Source organism: Rothia sp. HMSC066H02, from assembly GCF_001814995.1.
GTDB classification, from domain to species: domain Bacteria; phylum Actinomycetota; class Actinomycetes; order Actinomycetales; family Micrococcaceae; genus Rothia; species Rothia mucilaginosa.
On the sequence record NZ_KV818683.1, the window covers coordinates 174,906 to 190,836 of the forward strand.

The following is a 15,931-nucleotide window of genomic DNA, read 5'->3' on the forward strand; positions in this document are numbered from 1 at the left end:
GCCGATATATGAAAAATATCCTCATGGAAAAGTGAAAATACATTTAGTGAAATAACGTGGGAATGTGCAAAGAGCAGAGACGTTCAGAGTGAAACGCTCACCCCAAAATACCCCCGGCTACTCCATGCCGCGGGCAAAATACTCCTCGTCAATGCGATAACCGCACTCGCCCTCACCATCAAGCACGCCCACACGGTGACGAATCATCAGCTCCACCAGCTGATGCTGATCAACCAGAGCAATATTGCGTGCCCCCGGCAAACCCTGCAAATACTCAGGCACCGGCTGCGCAAAAGCACCGCAAGTCACCAAAACACCCTGCAAACCGCCGTGCAGAAGCACCGCACCGGCAAGCTTCTGAATCTCGTTAGGAGTGACCTTCATGGTTCCGCAATAGTGCTTCACCTGAATATAAATCGGCGCGAAATCCAGGCCGTCAGAGTAGCGGGCAATCACATCCACACCCTTATCGTCGGCACCGCCGGTTACCTCGGTACTAAAACCAAGAGCCGTAAAAATATCGGCAACAATCTGCTCAAAATATTCCGGAGTCACCGCGTGAATATGCTGAATTAAATCCTGCGTAAAGTGCTCAGCAAATTCCGCCTGAGCATGAATAACCGGTGAATCGCTGGCACGCAAAATAATATCCAGAGGAGACTGACCCACGGGCCAGGTCTCGGCAGTACCCGCAGAATTCAAAGCGTGTGCAAGATGCTCCGCACCGGTTGCCTTATGGGCGGAGGTGGTTTCCCCGGTATCGGTAGCAGGGAGGAACGGCCCCATACCGGTGACTGTATCACCATCGGAAGCACCAAAAATGAGACGATGCTCCGCCTCCGCAGTCGCCAGGAGTGCATTCGCCTGCTTCTTGAGCTTCTTCGTCGTCCTCGCCGTCAAACTCTGAGTACACAGCGCCTGCACCTGCTTCACCACGCGCGGCGGCACCGAACCGTGCAGATGCGGGGTGCAGGTTAGCTCGGCGCCCAGAGGAGTGAGCAGGTACTTCCTCTTCTCCCACGGGGTTATACGAGGCATCAGCTGGGCATAACGAAGTGCCACCAAGATCTTCAGGGTGGTACGTACAGCCACCGCAAAATCGGCGGATTCAAGAGCCGGTAGGTTCTTCTTTGACCCCAACGCCTTAGTCTGCTGCCGCAACTGCTCACTAACATAGGCGGCGGTGCGAGGCACAGTCTTCGACAAGCGCCGTAGCGTCGGCAACAGAAGCGCGATATAGACATCCGGTGGGGGCCTATGGTTTTTATTCAGCATCTTTGCCATGGTCCCTGCCAATTATTAATACTTATGTGACGGTATATACATCGTAGCATCAGGGCGTATCATCATCGCTTTATCGTTTCTAATATGACAAAACCGCAAGAATCGGCGCATTAGATGTTCAATAGCGCAATATCAATCTTGAATTTGAGGCAAAACAATATATTCCCGCCACACCAACCGGCGTGACGGGAATATAAGAAGCAGAGTTATCAGCTCGCGTTACCTGGGGCGAGCGCGCCTCCACGAACCGGGGCCCGGACGCAACGAAACACCCAGGCGCTGACCGCGGTTCAAGATACGCGAAGCAGCACCCACCAGCGAGTTCTGCTCCTGCTGCGCGGCATTCGCCTGCATCATCGCCACCACAGCGGTTAGGGCGGCAATCTCCTCCGGGGTGGGGGAGCCCTTAACCACCTTCAGTAGAGGCTCCTGCTCAGCGTCAGTATCTACCGAAGACTGAGCGGAGTCCTTCGCGGCGCTGGGTTCGGTAGCCGCGCGCGCAGAAGAACTGGCAGAAGAGGTAGCACGGGAAGACCCGCGCTCAAGCTGCTCGGCGCTCTCAGTAGCCTCCGAACTATCCTTCTTCTTACCGAATGAGAAATAACTCAGCGGGTTGTAGCCTGCCAAAGGCACGCCTCCTTAGAAAACCTAAAATCCTGGGAATGCCCGCACCACAAATGGTGCGGGCACAACGGAAGCCTACAGCGGGATGTTACCGTGCTTCTTTGCCGGGGTAGCCGCACGCTTATCGTGCAGGGCACGCAGCGAAGAAATGATGCGCACACGAGTCTCGCTCGGGGCAATCACCTCGTCAATGTAACCCAGCTCGGCAGCCTGGTACGGGTTCAGCAGCTCTTCCTCGTACTTGGCAATCAGCTCGGCGCGGCGAGCCTCAACGTCGCCGCCCTCAGCCGCCAGAGCAGCCAGCTCGCGACGGTACAGAATGTTCACCGCACCCTGAGCACCCATCACACCAATCTGTGCGGTGGGCCACGCCAGGTTAATATCGGCGCCCAGCTTCTTCGAACCCATCACAATGTATGCACCGCCGTATGCCTTACGGGTAATGACGGTAACCAGCGGAACGGTCGCCTCCGCGTAAGCGTAGAGCAGCTTAGCGCCGCGGCGAATAATGCCGTTGAACTCCTGATCAGTGCCGGGCAGGAAGCCGGGAACATCCACAAAAGTCAGAATCGGAATATTGAACGCATCGCAATGGCGCACGAAACGGGCAGCCTTCTCGGATGCAGAAATGTCCAGGCAGCCGGCGAACTGCATCGGCTGGTTCGCCACAATACCGACCGTGCGGCCCTCAACGCGGGCGTAACCAATCATCACGTTCGGGGCGTACAGCGCCTGCATCTCCAGGAAGTGGCCGTCATCGACCACGGACTCAATGACCGCACGCATGTCATAAGGCTGGTTCGCCGAGTCCGGGATCAGGGTGTCCAGATCCAGATCGTCTACCGTCACCACGGGCTCCTGGTCGTGCTCCAGGGGCAGGGGCTCAGCAAGGTTGTTCGACGGCAAGAATTCCAGAAGCTCACGCACAAAATCGAACGCGTCTTCTTCATCCTCAGCCAAGTAGGTGCTGGTACCGGTCACGGAGTTGTGCTGACGCGCACCACCGAGGGTCTCCATGTCCACATCCTCACCGGTCACGGTCTTAATGACATCCGGGCCGGTAATGAACATGTGCGAAGTCTTATCCACCATGATGATGTAGTCAGTCAGAGCGGGGGAGTACGCGGCACCGCCAGCGCAGGGGCCCATAATGACAGAAATCTGCGGAACCACGCCGGACGCACGCACGTTCATGCGGAAAATGTCAGCAAACATCGCCAGGGAAGCCACGCCCTCCTGAATGCGGGCGCCACCACCATCGTTAATGCCGATGACCGGGCAACCGTTCTTCAGAGCGAACTTCTGCACCTTCACAATCTTCTCGCCGTTCACCTGCGAGAGGGAACCACCGTACACGGTGAAATCCTGAGAGTACACGGCAACCAGACGGCCATCCACGGTGCCGTAACCGGAGACCAAACCGTCACCCAGGGGCTTCTTCGCCTCCATGCCGAATGCGGTGGTGCGGTGGCGGGCGAGGGCATCAAACTCAACGAAAGAACCCTCGTCCAAAAGCATCTCGATACGCTCGCGGGCGGTGTTCTTGCCGCGTGCGTGCTGCTTCTCGATAGCTGCCTCACCGCTGGGCGCAAAGCTGCGCTCTCGACGTGCATAAAAATCAGCGAGCTTACCGGCGGTGGTGCTCAAATCAAATTCCTGCTGGAGGTTCTCGGACATTATTCCTCGTTCCTGCTCCACCCGATTGTCGGGAGCCAGTGGTTGCGGTGATGGTTGTTCAGAAGGCCCCGAAGAGCGCTCTTGAACAATGTGCATATCCCTCAACTATAGTGCGAACTAGGGCACATATGCCAGGTGAGAAGCCAGAATATCAACACTAGATACACTTTTATGCACTCAGTACCCAAGAAGGTGCATATAGTAAACGAAAAGTGCGAAAGAGCGGCTCAAAAGAGCGCAGAAAACCCCCTCTCGCGCCGGCAATCCTTGTCGACGGAAAGGGGGGTTTACGTTCAAGCTTTTCCAGCGTGAAGCGGTGCTCGACCTTAGATGGTGCCCAGAACCGGGTTCCACTCGGTCACGGTGTGAGACAGAACCGCGCCACCAACGTTCATCGGGTCGTTAGCCACGATCTTTTCAGCTGCCTCAGCGGAATCAACCTTTGCAATCAGCAGAGCGCCAGCGGGGGTCTCGCCGTCCAGCAGAGGACCGGAAACGATCAGGTTGCCCGCCTCAATCTGCGAACCAAGGTACTCGCGGTGAGCCGGACGGTACTTCGCCTGCTCCTCGGGAGCTGCGTAAACGTAAGTAATTGCGTAATAAGCCATAGCGGTCTTCTTTCGAGCAGGGCGGAGGAACCTCCGCAGCCGGTCGGTGCTTGATGCACCCTCACTGTCTAATGTACCGTCTCGGGTACCGGGTGGGCATCACCGGCGGCAAGAAATTGGTATGGTGAGAAACCAGTACGACTCGGTAGAAACCGGCAGGTTTCGGTGACGGGTCGGCATACTGCAGAGTAGTTTCGGACAGAGTAGAAAGGCGCAAGCTATGGGGGAGAACATGTACACCGAGAGCGATCATTCGGTTTTGGATGCGCCGCGCATCCGCACCATCGCGCTGGATATGGGCTACTCCAGCGTGAACCTCTACGATCAGGTGGATTCCACCACTACCCGTGCCCGCGAACTGCTCATGGACGGCACCGACCCCGAACGCGAACAGCTCGGCGAGCTCTCCGTCTACGCCAGCCTCTACCAAAGCGCCGGACGCGGCCGCCTCGCGCGCGCCTGGACCGCGCCTCCCGGGGCCTGCCTCGCCGCGAGCATTGTGGTGCGCCCGCACGCCTCCGCCGACCCGCTTTCTCGCGAACTACCCGAAGACAGCTACCACTGGCTGACCCTCATCGCCGGGCTCAGCGTGGTCGATATTTGGCGCAGCTACGGCGTGGATGCCGCCCTCAAATGGCCCAATGACGTCATCGCGCAGGGCGCTAAGGGGTGCGGAATTCTCGCCCAGCTCGTTCCCGAAAGCGGCTCCACCGAGGGGCAGCGCAGCATCATTGTGGGCATCGGCCAGAATACGAATATGTCCGCCGAGCAGTTGCCCGTACCCACTGCCACGAGCCTGAGCCTGTGCACCGGGCAGGTCATCGACTCATCCGAGGTGCTCACCCGACTGCTGAGCATCTTCGCCCGACGCTACCGCGCCTTCGTGCGCGCCGGCGGCGACCCCGAACGCCCCGACCCGCTCACCCCTGATAGCCTCAGCCTGCTTGACCAGGCGCGCGCCACCACCGCCACCCTCGGCGCCAGCGTGCGCATGAGCCTGCCCGACGGAAGCACCGTAGAAGGCATTGCCGAAGATATTGACGCGCAGGGGCGCATCCTCATTCGCCGCGAGGACGGCACGCTAGAACCCTACGCGGTGGGCGATATTGAGCACCTTCGCCCCGCCAACGGTAGCTACGGAGATTTTCAGCAGGCACACTAGAACCAACCCCTAAAATTTCAGCCCACAAAATTTCTGCCCGGCACGGCAGCACCCCTCAACCCACACCACCTCAACCGGCGCCTCCAGCCGGAATATAACAACCAGCACAGCTAAGGACCACCATGCGTTTGCGCGGAAAACTCAACCCCGGTGAGCATGTCATCATTGCGACCCGACAGCACTACGGTGCCCTGCTGCCCACGCTTGCCTACCTGCTGGTTGCAATCGCCGCGTCAACCTTCGCCTCCACGGCACGGTCCTCACCGATTCTGTGGACTCTCGGCACGATCTGTGCGGTAGGTACTCTGCTCGGTGCCGTGCGCACCGCCTGGCGTTGGGCAACCACTTACTACCTGCTGACCACCCACCGGCTCGTGGTGCGCCGCGGCATCATGACCCGCAGCGGAGATGAGTCGCTCTACCTGGACTCCATGGGGGAGCGCTGGGCAAAACAACCCGGTCCGGGAGCCTGGCTGGGGTACGGGTCGGTGTACGTGGTGTGCCGCGGGGTGCACCACCGCCTGACCTACGTGCCCGATCCCAAGCGCTTTGAAAAAGAAATTAAAGCCGCCCGACGCGACTACTACGCCCTGCGCGCTCGCTATATTTAGGGCTTCATCGCCTCTGCGACCGAGTTGGGAGGGAACCGTCGGAGTGGCTCAGGGCCTAAACTCGCCGCTAAATCTGCCGAAAAAATGCGGATTAGAGTATTCTTAAATGTGAATTACTCCACTAAACTATCCTGGGGTGCGGGCGCTTTTGTGACCCAAACACCACGGCGGAGGGGTATATTAACAAGGCACTACACGGTGAGCATCATCGCAGTGAGGCAATGCGAAACCCGCAGAGCACAACGGTGTACCACGTAACCTAGCGCCACCACCGTATAAACCAGACAGTATTTTCCGGCAGAGATGAAAGGAGCGGTAGCGGCAATGAGCACGGCAGACCAGCACGAACCTGCGAACTCTCCGCAGGACACCGGCGCCACCATGGGCCCCGAAACCCAAATGCTCAACCTCAAAATCCTGCAGAATCTCGCGCAGAATAATATCTACCGCGACGAGGATTCCAAGGCAGGAATTCGCGCCCTCGAAAAGTCGCTCCTGGGGGAAGGGCGCCGCTACACCCCCGTACAGGCTGCCGAATACGCCGGAATTCCCCGCAAGACCGCACAGCGCATCTGGCACAACATGGGATTCCCGACCATCGCCGAGCACGCGCCCTACTTCACTGAAACCGACGTGCAGATGCTCGCCGACCTGCAGAAGCTGGACGAATCCGGCGACATCCGCATGGAATATGTGGCATCCCTCGTGCGCGCCGAAGGTCAACTGACCGACCGCACCGTTGCCTGGCAGATTGAGGCGCTCGTGCACAACATCATGGTCACCGAAAACCTCAGCGATAATGATGCCCGCCGCAAGCTCCTCAAAGACTTCCCGCGCTACCTCGAGGTTCTCGAGCGTCTGGCATTGTACGCATACCGCCGTCAGATGTACGCCGGAATCCTACGACTGGGATTGCGCGAAAATAACGTGACCACCTCCGGTCTCTCCCGCCTGCCCTTGGTGCGCGGCGTGGGATTCGTGGACCTGGTCTCCTACACCTCCCTGGTGCGCAACCTGGATGCCGCAGCACTTTCTCAGCTCATCAACCACTTTGAGCAGAGTTGCCTGGACGTCATCGCACCCCTGGGTGGTCGCATTATTAAGACTCTCGGTGACGAAGTTTTCTTCCTCACCGAAACTCCGGACGCTATCGCAGAAATCAGCCTGCAGCTCTCTGAAAAGATTGGTGCCGACCCGCAACTGCCGGATGCACGTGTCGCCTTCATCTGGGGTGAGGTTCTGGCTAACCGCGGTGATGTGTACGGCTCCAGCGTGAACCTGGCTGCGCGCCTGGTTTCCCTGGCTGAACCGGGTACCGTGCTGACCGATAATGAGACAGCAAACACGCTCCGACAGGTGGGAAATCGCTATACTCTCACCTCTCAAGGAACGCGAAACGTTAGAAGCTTTGGTAACGTAGACCCCGTGGCGGTGACTCGTCGCGTGAACTACACAATGGAGATAGACCTCTCATGACTGAACTGAAACTACGTACCGGTGGTGCAACGCACCGCGGCGCACATCGAGAAAATAACGAAGATTCGATGGTCGTCGCCGGTTCCCTTTGCGTGGTCGCGGACGGCATGGGAGGCCACGAGGCGGGCGAGGTTGCTTCGCGCCTGTGCGTGCGTCAGCTCGCCTACTCGCCCTTCTTCACGATGCCCGGTGGCCGTAGCGAAGAGGAACAGCAGGTCTACGTTGAGCGCCTGGCCACTATTGACGAGGAAGACCCCACCAAACGCCGCCGCCGCGCGAACACCCTGCTCAACAACGAAATTGTGGGCACCCTCAACCGCCTGCACGACATCATTGGCGAAACCAACGAGGAGATTAAGCAGGCGCTTTCCCGCTCCGGCGGTACGACTGTGACGGGTGCCTGGCTGACCCGCATTGGCGACCGTAACCTGTGGGTTATCTTCAACGTGGGTGATTCCCGCACCTACCGCCTGCTGCGTGAGGATGAGGGTATTCACCACTCCGCGATGGAGAAGCTGCCCGGCTCTGAGGGTTCCGCTTCGCTGGAGCAGGTCACGAGCGACCACTCCGAGGTGCAGTACCTGGTTGACGAGGGTCAGATTACCGCCCTGGAGGCGCTGACCCACCCGCGCCGCAACGTGATTACCCGCGCGCTGGGTACCGGCAACTACTGGGAACCGGACTTCTGGGTTCTGCCCGCCCGCCCCGGTGACCGCCTGATGCTCTGCTCCGATGGCCTTTCCGGTGAGCTTTCGCACGAATACATGGCGCGCGTACTCACCTCGATTCGCCACCCGCAGGACGCCGCTGACGTGCTCCAGCACGAGGCGCTGCGTTCCGGCGGTCGCGACAACATTACCGTGATTGTTGCCGACGCGGTCGAAGCCTAAACTTCATACTTTGTGATTCACCCCCGTTTTCTTTGGGCGTTCGATTGAGCGCCTGCAGGAGGCGGGGTGAACTGTATCCGCGCACAGAAACTAAGGAGGCGTAATCCGGTAAGTGGCTACGGCACTCTTGCCTCATCGTTTGCGTCATCGTTCGCGGAATCTGCCAATATGACGAGCGATAGGGGAGAGGCGGAGCAAAAACGCTAGACTGGACGGGTGACTGAGAACAACACCACCCAGCAGACTGCCCCCGCCGAGACTCGAGCAGAGAGCCCGGCAGAAAACTCCGTGGAGATTACCGAGGCCCTGCGCGCCGAATACGCGGAACTGACCGATAAGATTCGTGCCGCCCGCCGCGCCTACTACAACGAGGACGCGCCCTTCCTCTCTGACGCCGAGTACGATGCGCTCTACCGCCGCCTCGAAATCATTGAGGCGGAGCACCCGCTCATCATCGCCAACGACTCGCCCACCCAGGAAGTCGGCGGCGAAGCCATCGAAGCTTTCGCGCCCGTCACCCACCTGCAGCGCATGTACTCCCTCGAGGACGTCTTCTCCTTCGAGGAGCTGCGCGCCTGGCTGACCAAGACCGATGAGAACGTCCGTACCCTCATCGGTGCCGCACCGCAGTGGCTGACCGAGCTGAAGATCGACGGCCTGGCGGTGAACCTGCTCTACCGCAACGGCACCCTCGTGCGCGCGGCAACCCGCGGCGACGGCACCACCGGCGAAGACGTCACCCACAACGTGCGCACCATTGCGAGCATCCCGCAGCAGCTGACCGGCGAGAACCACCCCGAAGAGATTGAAATCCGCGGTGAAGTGTTCATCTCCTCCGCCGATTTTGAGAAGCTCAACGAGTCTATGATTGCCGCTGGCAAGAACCCCTTCGCGAACCCGCGTAACGCCGCGGCAGGCTCGCTGCGCCAGAAGGACGCGGCGATTACCGCCTCGCGCCCGCTGAGCATGTACGTGCACGGTATCGGTTCGCGCACCGGCCTGGATGTTGCCACTCAGTACGAGACCTACGATCTGCTTGCCTCCTGGGGCCTGCCCGTGAGCCCCTACAGCGAAATTGCCGCCAACACCGAAGCGGTGTTCGACTTCATTAACAAGTACGGCGAGCAGCGCCACTCCCTGGTGCACGAAATCGACGGCATCGTCATTAAGGTCAACGACTTCGCGACCCAGGCTCAGCTGGGCTACACTTCCCGCGTGCCGCGCTGGGCGGTGGCGTACAAGTACCCGCCCGAAGAGGTACACACCAAGCTGCTGGACATCCGCGTGGACGTGGGACGCACCGGCCGCGTGACCCCCTACGGCGTCATGGAGCCCGTGTTCGTCTCCGGCTCGACCGTCGAACGCGCCACCCTGCACAACCAGGACGTGGTCAAGGCTAAGGGCGTGCTCATCGGCGACACCGTGGTGCTGCGCAAAGCAGGCGACGTGATTCCCGAGATTGTCGCCCCCGTGGTTGCCCTACGTGACGGCACAGAACGAGAGTTCGTCATGCCTAGCGAATGCCCCTCCTGCGGCTCGCCCCTTGCCCCCGGCAAGGAAGGTGACGTGGACCTGCGCTGCACGAACCCGCGCTCCTGCCCGGCGCAGCTGACCGAGCGCGTGTACTATGCGGCAAGCCGCGGCGCCTTCGACATTGAGGCGCTCGGCTTCGAAGCCGCAAAAGCACTCACCAGCCCCGCAACCCCGGACACCCCTCCGCTAACGACCGAGGCGCACCTGTTCAGCCTCAACATTGAGGACCTGCGCGAGGTCACCATCGAACGTGAGAAGAAGGTCAAGGGCGTGGGCACCGGAAAGATGGAGCGCGTGCCCTACTTCTACACCAAGCCGACCAAGGCACGCCCCGAGCCAAAGCCCACGAAGAATACGCTGAACCTCTTCGCCGAGCTGGAGAAGGCAAAGCAGCAGCCGCTGTGGCGCGTGCTGGTTGCCCTCTCGATTCGCCACGTGGGCCCGACCGCTGCCCGCGCGCTCGCCGCGGAGTTCGGTTCGATGCAGGCGATCCGCGAGGCTGACCGTGAACGCCTTGCCGCTGTGGACGGTGTGGGCACCACGATTGCCGACTCGATTATTGAGTGGTTTGCTGAGGACTGGCACGCTGAGGTGGTGGACTCCTGGGCTGCCGCCGGTGTGCGCATGGAAGATACTCGTGACGAGTCCGTGGCGCGTACCTTGGAGGGCATGACCGTGGTTGTGACCGGCACGCTGAACGGTTACACCCGTGACGGCGCGAAGGAAGCCATTATTTCTCGAGGCGGTAAGGCATCCGGCTCGGTGTCTAAGAGGACCCACTTTGTGGTTGCTGGCGCGAACGCCGGCTCGAAGCTGGATAAGGCTCAGCAGCTGGGCCTGAAGGTTCTGGATGAAGAGGGCTTCACCGCCCTGCTCGAGGGTGGCCCGGAGGCTGTTGAGGCTACCGCCGAGTAGACCCGGTAGTGGGGGCACCTGAATCTGACCCCTGCAATATATAGAGCATTCAGGCTCTGGAGTGCGTGCTTCAGGGTCTGAATGCCAATTTCTGGCATTTATAATTACCACAGCTTTTAAGGCGGAAGCGCCTTAAAACACTCCCAAAGCGAAGAAATATTTAAAAAATATTTACACGCTGTTCAAAACCCTTAAAGGTGGCGCCCATCAACCCCGAATCGGAAAACTCGGCGGGGGAGCGCATCCGAGTTAAACCCCTAGAAAACCCCGAAATTCCGGGGTGAAACCCTTAAGACGCGCGGGGCTCAAGGTCTTAAATAATGTTTCCTTCACTTTTAACCTGGAAGAACCCTGGGAGAACCCGGGACGTTCGCTGTGAACTTGAAATCGGGTTGGAATCATAAAAAACCTCGGCTATCTTTGAGACCAGATGGATTCTCGCAAGAGAATCACCTGTGTGGTTTCAAGCTTGGAATGCTTGAAACGATGCCCGGTTCTACCGCACGTCCCCATCGAGGAAGTGCCACCCGGATTCCGCACACAAGTGCAGAATCGCTCACGGTGACATGAAATCGGTGGAGAGCCGCTCACATGGTAGAGCCAGAACATGAGTAACCTACTTCGTTATCAAAGGGTGAGCGGCGGCGCGCTAGAGTTCCGGGGACGGAACGAGCGGGGACGGCCCCAAGGAGCATTATGAAGAACACTTCCATTCGTCGTACCGCAGCAGCTCTCGCCATCGGTGGCGCTGTAGCAGCTACCATGTCGATGCCCGCTGCAAACGCAGTAGACGGTGCTACCTGGGACGCACTGGCACAGTGCGAGTCCGGTGGCAACTGGTCCATCAACACCGGTAACGGCTTCTACGGCGGTCTGCAGTTCACCCAGCAGTCCTGGAACGGCGTCGGCATGTCCGGCTCCCCCGCGACCGCTACCCGTGCACAGCAGATCGAGGCTGGCGAGCGTCTGCTCGCTATCCAGGGCTGGGGCGCATGGCCCGCATGCTCCGCTAAGCTTGGCCTCTACGGCAAGACCGGCGCAGCTCCCACCTACACCGAGCCCACCACCACCGTGGCTGCACAGTCGCAGACCCAGCAGACCTACACCGCTCCCGCGGCACAGGCTGCACCCGCAGCTCCTGCAGCTCAGGCTGCACCCGCAGCAGTTGAGGCTCCCGCTGCACCGGTAGCACCCGCTGCACCCGCAGTTGAGGCACCCGCAGCTCCCGCAGCAGCACCGGCAGTTGAGGCACCCGCGGCACCCGTCGCAGCTCCCAAGGCTGCAGCAGGCACCTACACCGTGGTTCCCGGTGACTCCCTCTCGCTGATTGCTGCAAAGCTCGGCGTTGCAGGCGGCTACCAGGCAATCGCAGCTGCGAACACCGACATCATCTACAACGTTGACCTGATCTTCCCCGGCCAGGTTCTGACCATCCCCGCCTAAGGATTAACCCTCAAGCGTAACGTGGACACGTTGTAGCCCAACGCCCCGCACCTCACACGAGGAGCGGGGCGTTGAGCATTTAACCCGAAAATAGGGGAGAGGAGCACCGCCTGACCACGCAAACCAGCAGGTAAACCCTCCAACCCCCAATGAGACGGAAAACGCAACCTCCACTACACTAGAGAAGAGACAAGAAAACAAACTACGGGAGAACCATGTCTGCCATCACCTTTGAACAGGTAAAGCACCTGGCATCGCTGGCACTCATTGAGATGACCGATGAAGAACTCACCGCGATGGCGTCTGAGCTGGACGTCATCGTCGCATCCGTTGAGACCATGTCGCAGAAAGCAACTGCCGACATCCCCGCGACCAGCCACCCTATCCCCCTCGAGAACGTCTTCCGCGAAGACGTACCCGTCACCACCCTCACCCAGGAAGAGGCGCTCTCCGGCGCCCCCGACGCACAGGACGGCAAGTTCCGCGTGCCGGCAATCCTCGACGAAGACTAAGAGGAGAACAACCAAGTGAACGAACTGATCCAGCTCACCGCCGCAGAAGCAGCAGAAAAGCTCGCATCCGGCGAAATCACCTCCGTCGAGCTCACCCAGGCACACCTGGACCGCATCGCAGCCACCGATGGCGCACCCCTGAGCGATAACCGCGCAGACGGCAAGAGCGGCCTCAACGCCTTCCTGCACGTCAACGCCGAAGAAGCACTCGCCACCGCGGCAGCAGTGGATGCAGACCGCGCAGCGGGCAAGGAACTGCCCCCGCTGGCCGGCGTGCCCATCGCCGTTAAGGACCTCATCGTCACCAAGGGTCAGCCCACCACCGCAGCATCCCGCATGCTTGAAGGCTGGATGAGCCCCTACGATGGCACCGTCACCCGCAAGGTCCGCGAGGCACGCATGCCCATCCTCGGCAAGACCAATCTTGACGAATTCGCAATGGGCTCCTCCAACGAGCACTCCGCATTCGGCGTAGTCCGCAACCCTTGGGCACTCGACCGCGCACCCGGCGGCTCCGGCGGCGGCTCCGCAGCAGCCGTCACCGCCTTCCAGGCACCCCTGGCGCTGGGTACCGACACCGGTGGCTCCATCCGCCAGCCCGCAGCGCTGACCGGTAGCGTCGGCGTCAAGCCCACCTACGGCTCCGTCTCCCGTTACGGCGTCATCGCCATGGCGTCCTCCCTCGACCAGGTTGGTCCCGTCGCACGCACCGTGCTCGACACCGCCATGCTGCACGAGGCCATCGCAGGCCACGACCCGCTCGACGCAACCTCCCTGCCCGATGAGCCCGGCAACTTCGTTGAAGAAGCCAAGGCAGGCGCAGAAGCCGCACGCAAGGGCGACCTGTCCGGCCTGCGCATCGGCGTCATCAAGGAACTCGGCGGTGGCGACGGCGAAGGCTTCGAAGCAGGCGTCCTCGCACGCTTCCGCGAATCCGTCGAAGAGCTGCGTGCCGCAGGCGCAGAGATCATCGAGGTCTCCCTGCCCTCCGTCACCGAAGCCATCAGCGCCTACTACATGATCATGTCCTCCGAGGTATCCTCCAACCTGGCACGCTACGACGGCGTCCGCTACGGCCTGCGCGTCGTACCCGAAGACGGCCCCGTCACCATCGAACGCGTCATGTCCGCAACCCGCTCCGCAGGTTTCGGCCACGAGGTCAAGCGCCGCATCATCCTCGGCACCTACGCACTGTCCGCAGGTAACTTCGACGCCTACTACGGCGCCGCACTGCGCGTCCGCACCCTCATCCAGCGCGACTACGCGGCAGCCTTCGAAAAGTGCGACGTGCTCATCTCCCCGACCGCGCCCTCCACCGCGTTCAAGCTCGGCGAGAAAACCGAAGGCGACCCCATGGCAATGTACCTGGGCGACGTCGCAACCGTGCCCGTCAACCTGGCAGGCGTCCCGGCGCTCTCCCTGCCCGGCGGCCTCTCCGAAGAGAACAACCTGCCCGTCGGCATCCAGTTCACCGCACCCGCACGCGAAGACGCACGCCTGTACCGCGTCGGCGCAGCACTGGAAGAACTGCTCACCGCAAAATGGGGCGCACCGCTCTACAAGAGCCTGCCCGACACCGAAACTCTGATCCGCGACTTTGACTTTGGGGGAACCAAGTAATGAGTGAAGAAGTCCTCAGCTTCGAAGAAGCCATCGAAAAGTACGACCCGGTCCTCGGCTTCGAGGTGCACGTCGAACTGAACACCAAGACCAAGATGTTCGACTCCGCACCCAACGAGTTCGGCGACGAACCCAACACCAACGTCACCCCCGTATCGCTCGGCCTGCCCGGCGCGCTGCCCATGGTGAACAAGACCGCTGTTGAGTCCGCCATTAAGCTCGGCCTGGCACTGGGCTGCGACATTGCAGACAAGTCCTACTTCGCCCGCAAGAACTACTTCTACCCGGACTCCCCGAAGAACTTCCAGACCTCTCAGGCTGGCGGCCCCATCGCGGAAAACGGCTCCCTGGACGTTGAGCTCGAAGACGGCACCATCTTCACCGTCGAAATTGAGCGCGCCCACATGGAAGAAGACGCAGGCAAGCTCACCCACGTCGGCGGCGCAGACGGCCGAATCCAGGGTGCAACCTCCTCCCTGGTCGACTACAACCGCGCAGGCGTGCCCCTGATCGAGATCGTCACCCGACCCATCGTCGGTGCCGGCGAGCGCGCACCCGAACTGGCACGCGCCTACGTTGCCGCAATCCGCGACATCGTCCGCTCCCTCGGCATCTCTGACGCCCGCATGGAACGCGGTAACGTCCGCTGCGACGCCAACGTCTCCCTCATGCCCAAGGGCGCAGAGAAGTTCGGCACCCGCTCCGAAACCAAGAACGTGAACTCCCTCCGTTCGGTTGAGCGCGCCGTCCGCTACGAGATTCGCCGCCACGCAGCGATCCTCGAACGCGGCGAAAAGGTCACCCAGGAGACCCGCCACTGGCATGAAGACACCCGCGAAACCTCCTCGGGCCGCCCCAAGTCCGACGCTGACGACTACCGTTACTTCCCCGAACCGGACCTCGTACCGGTCGTCACCAACAGCGAATGGATTGAGCGTCTGCGCGCCGAACTGCCCGAACCCCCGGCAGAACGCCGCCGCCGCCTCAAGGGTGAGTGGGGCTACTCCGACGAAGAGTTCCGCGACGTCGTCAACGCCGGCGCACTCGACGTCATCGAAGAGACCGTCGCCGCAGGCGCAACCGCAGCAGCAGCCCGCAAGTGGTGGATGGGCGAAATCGCCCGCCGCGCAAAGCAGGCTGAAGTTGAGCTCACCGCCCTCGGCGTGGAGCCCGCAACCGTGGTCGCCCTCGAAGCGCTCATCTCCGAAGGCAAGATCAACGACAAGATCGCCCGCCAGGTGCTCGAGTTCGTCCTCGCCGGTGAAGGCACTCCCGCCGAAATCGTTGAGGCACGCGGCCTCGCCGTGGTCTCCGACGACGGTGCGCTTACCGCAGCTGTTCAGGAAGCACTGGCAGCAATGCCCGACGTTGCCGACAAGATTCGCGCCGGTAAGGTTCAGGCTGCTGGCGCTATCGTCGGTCAGGTCATGAAGGCTACCCGCGGTCAGGCTGATGCCGCCCGCGTGCGTGAGCTGATTCTGGCTGAGTGCGGCGTGGAAGGCTAAGCTTTTCCGCTGACCCGGCTCTAACGAAAGAGGCGTCGTCTCCCGAGGTGGGAGGCGGCGCCTCTTTTGTG

At 60.8% G+C, this 15,931-nt stretch carries 13 protein-coding genes; 9 read left to right on the forward strand and 4 right to left on the reverse strand.

Annotated features, from left to right (window positions below; translation table 11 throughout):
- Positions 1-117: 117 nt before the first annotated feature.
- The 4 genes from HMPREF2999_RS04895 to HMPREF2999_RS04910 form a co-directional block, all read right to left on the reverse strand.
- Entirely contained in the window at positions 118-1,194 is a 1,077-nt protein-coding gene (locus HMPREF2999_RS04895) for a restriction endonuclease (protein ID WP_246823079.1), read from the reverse strand.
- A 309-nt stretch (positions 1,195-1,503) separates the two neighbouring features.
- A complete protein-coding gene (locus HMPREF2999_RS04900; RefSeq protein WP_246823080.1) occupies positions 1,504-1,917 on the reverse strand; it encodes an acyl-CoA carboxylase subunit epsilon in 414 nt (137 codons plus the stop codon).
- A 66-nt stretch (positions 1,918-1,983) separates the two neighbouring features.
- Positions 1,984-3,585 (reverse strand): acyl-CoA carboxylase subunit beta, encoded by a 1,602-nt coding sequence (locus tag HMPREF2999_RS04905; RefSeq protein WP_005507002.1) that lies wholly within the window; start codon positions 3,583-3,585, stop codon positions 1,984-1,986.
- A 326-nt stretch (positions 3,586-3,911) separates the two neighbouring features.
- Positions 3,912-4,193, reverse strand: coding sequence for a YciI family protein (locus HMPREF2999_RS04910; RefSeq protein WP_005507003.1), 282 nt, complete (start codon positions 4,191-4,193; stop codon positions 3,912-3,914).
- A 220-nt stretch (positions 4,194-4,413) separates the two neighbouring features.
- Here HMPREF2999_RS04910 and HMPREF2999_RS04915 point away from each other — a divergent pair, with 220 nt between their 5' ends.
- The 9 genes from HMPREF2999_RS04915 (at position 4,414) to gatB (ending at position 15,860) form a co-directional block, all read left to right on the forward strand.
- Positions 4,414-5,355 carry a biotin--[acetyl-CoA-carboxylase] ligase gene (locus tag HMPREF2999_RS04915; protein ID WP_070676175.1) on the forward strand — a complete coding sequence of 314 codons (942 nt, stop codon included), beginning with the start codon at positions 4,414-4,416 and terminating at the stop codon, positions 5,353-5,355.
- 122 nt (positions 5,356-5,477) lie between these two features.
- A complete protein-coding gene (locus HMPREF2999_RS04920) occupies positions 5,478-5,966 on the forward strand; it encodes a hypothetical protein (RefSeq protein ID WP_005508853.1) in 489 nt (162 codons plus the stop codon).
- 324 nt (positions 5,967-6,290) lie between these two features.
- Positions 6,291-7,442: an adenylate/guanylate cyclase domain-containing protein gene (locus HMPREF2999_RS04925; RefSeq protein WP_070676176.1), complete on the forward strand. Its 1,152-nt coding sequence runs from the start codon at positions 6,291-6,293 to the stop codon at positions 7,440-7,442.
- Complete coding sequence (locus HMPREF2999_RS04930; protein WP_070676177.1) at positions 7,439-8,332, forward strand: PP2C family protein-serine/threonine phosphatase; 894 nt, start codon at positions 7,439-7,441, stop codon at positions 8,330-8,332. The genes HMPREF2999_RS04925 and HMPREF2999_RS04930 overlap by 4 nt, the downstream gene beginning before the upstream one ends.
- 216 nt (positions 8,333-8,548) lie before the next feature.
- On the forward strand, positions 8,549-10,780 hold the full coding sequence (gene ligA / locus HMPREF2999_RS04935) for an NAD-dependent DNA ligase LigA (protein WP_070676178.1): 2,232 nt from the start codon (positions 8,549-8,551) through the stop codon (positions 10,778-10,780).
- Between the two features lie 696 nt (positions 10,781-11,476).
- A complete protein-coding gene (locus tag HMPREF2999_RS04940; RefSeq protein WP_070676179.1) occupies positions 11,477-12,223 on the forward strand; it encodes a transglycosylase family protein in 747 nt (248 codons plus the stop codon).
- A 215-nt stretch (positions 12,224-12,438) separates the two neighbouring features.
- The gene (gene gatC, locus HMPREF2999_RS04945; RefSeq protein ID WP_005507016.1) at positions 12,439-12,735 is read left to right on the forward strand and encodes an Asp-tRNA(Asn)/Glu-tRNA(Gln) amidotransferase subunit GatC; all 297 of its coding nucleotides are present in this window, start codon (positions 12,439-12,441) and stop codon (positions 12,733-12,735) included.
- 15 nt (positions 12,736-12,750) lie between these two features.
- Positions 12,751-14,355 carry an Asp-tRNA(Asn)/Glu-tRNA(Gln) amidotransferase subunit GatA gene (gatA, locus tag HMPREF2999_RS04950; protein WP_070676180.1) on the forward strand — a complete coding sequence of 535 codons (1,605 nt, stop codon included), beginning with the start codon at positions 12,751-12,753 and terminating at the stop codon, positions 14,353-14,355.
- Positions 14,355-15,860, forward strand: a complete 1,506-nt coding sequence (gatB, locus tag HMPREF2999_RS04955; protein WP_005507019.1) for an Asp-tRNA(Asn)/Glu-tRNA(Gln) amidotransferase subunit GatB — start codon at positions 14,355-14,357, stop codon at positions 15,858-15,860. The genes gatA and gatB overlap by 1 nt, the downstream gene beginning before the upstream one ends.
- Positions 15,861-15,931: the final 71 nt, after the last annotated feature.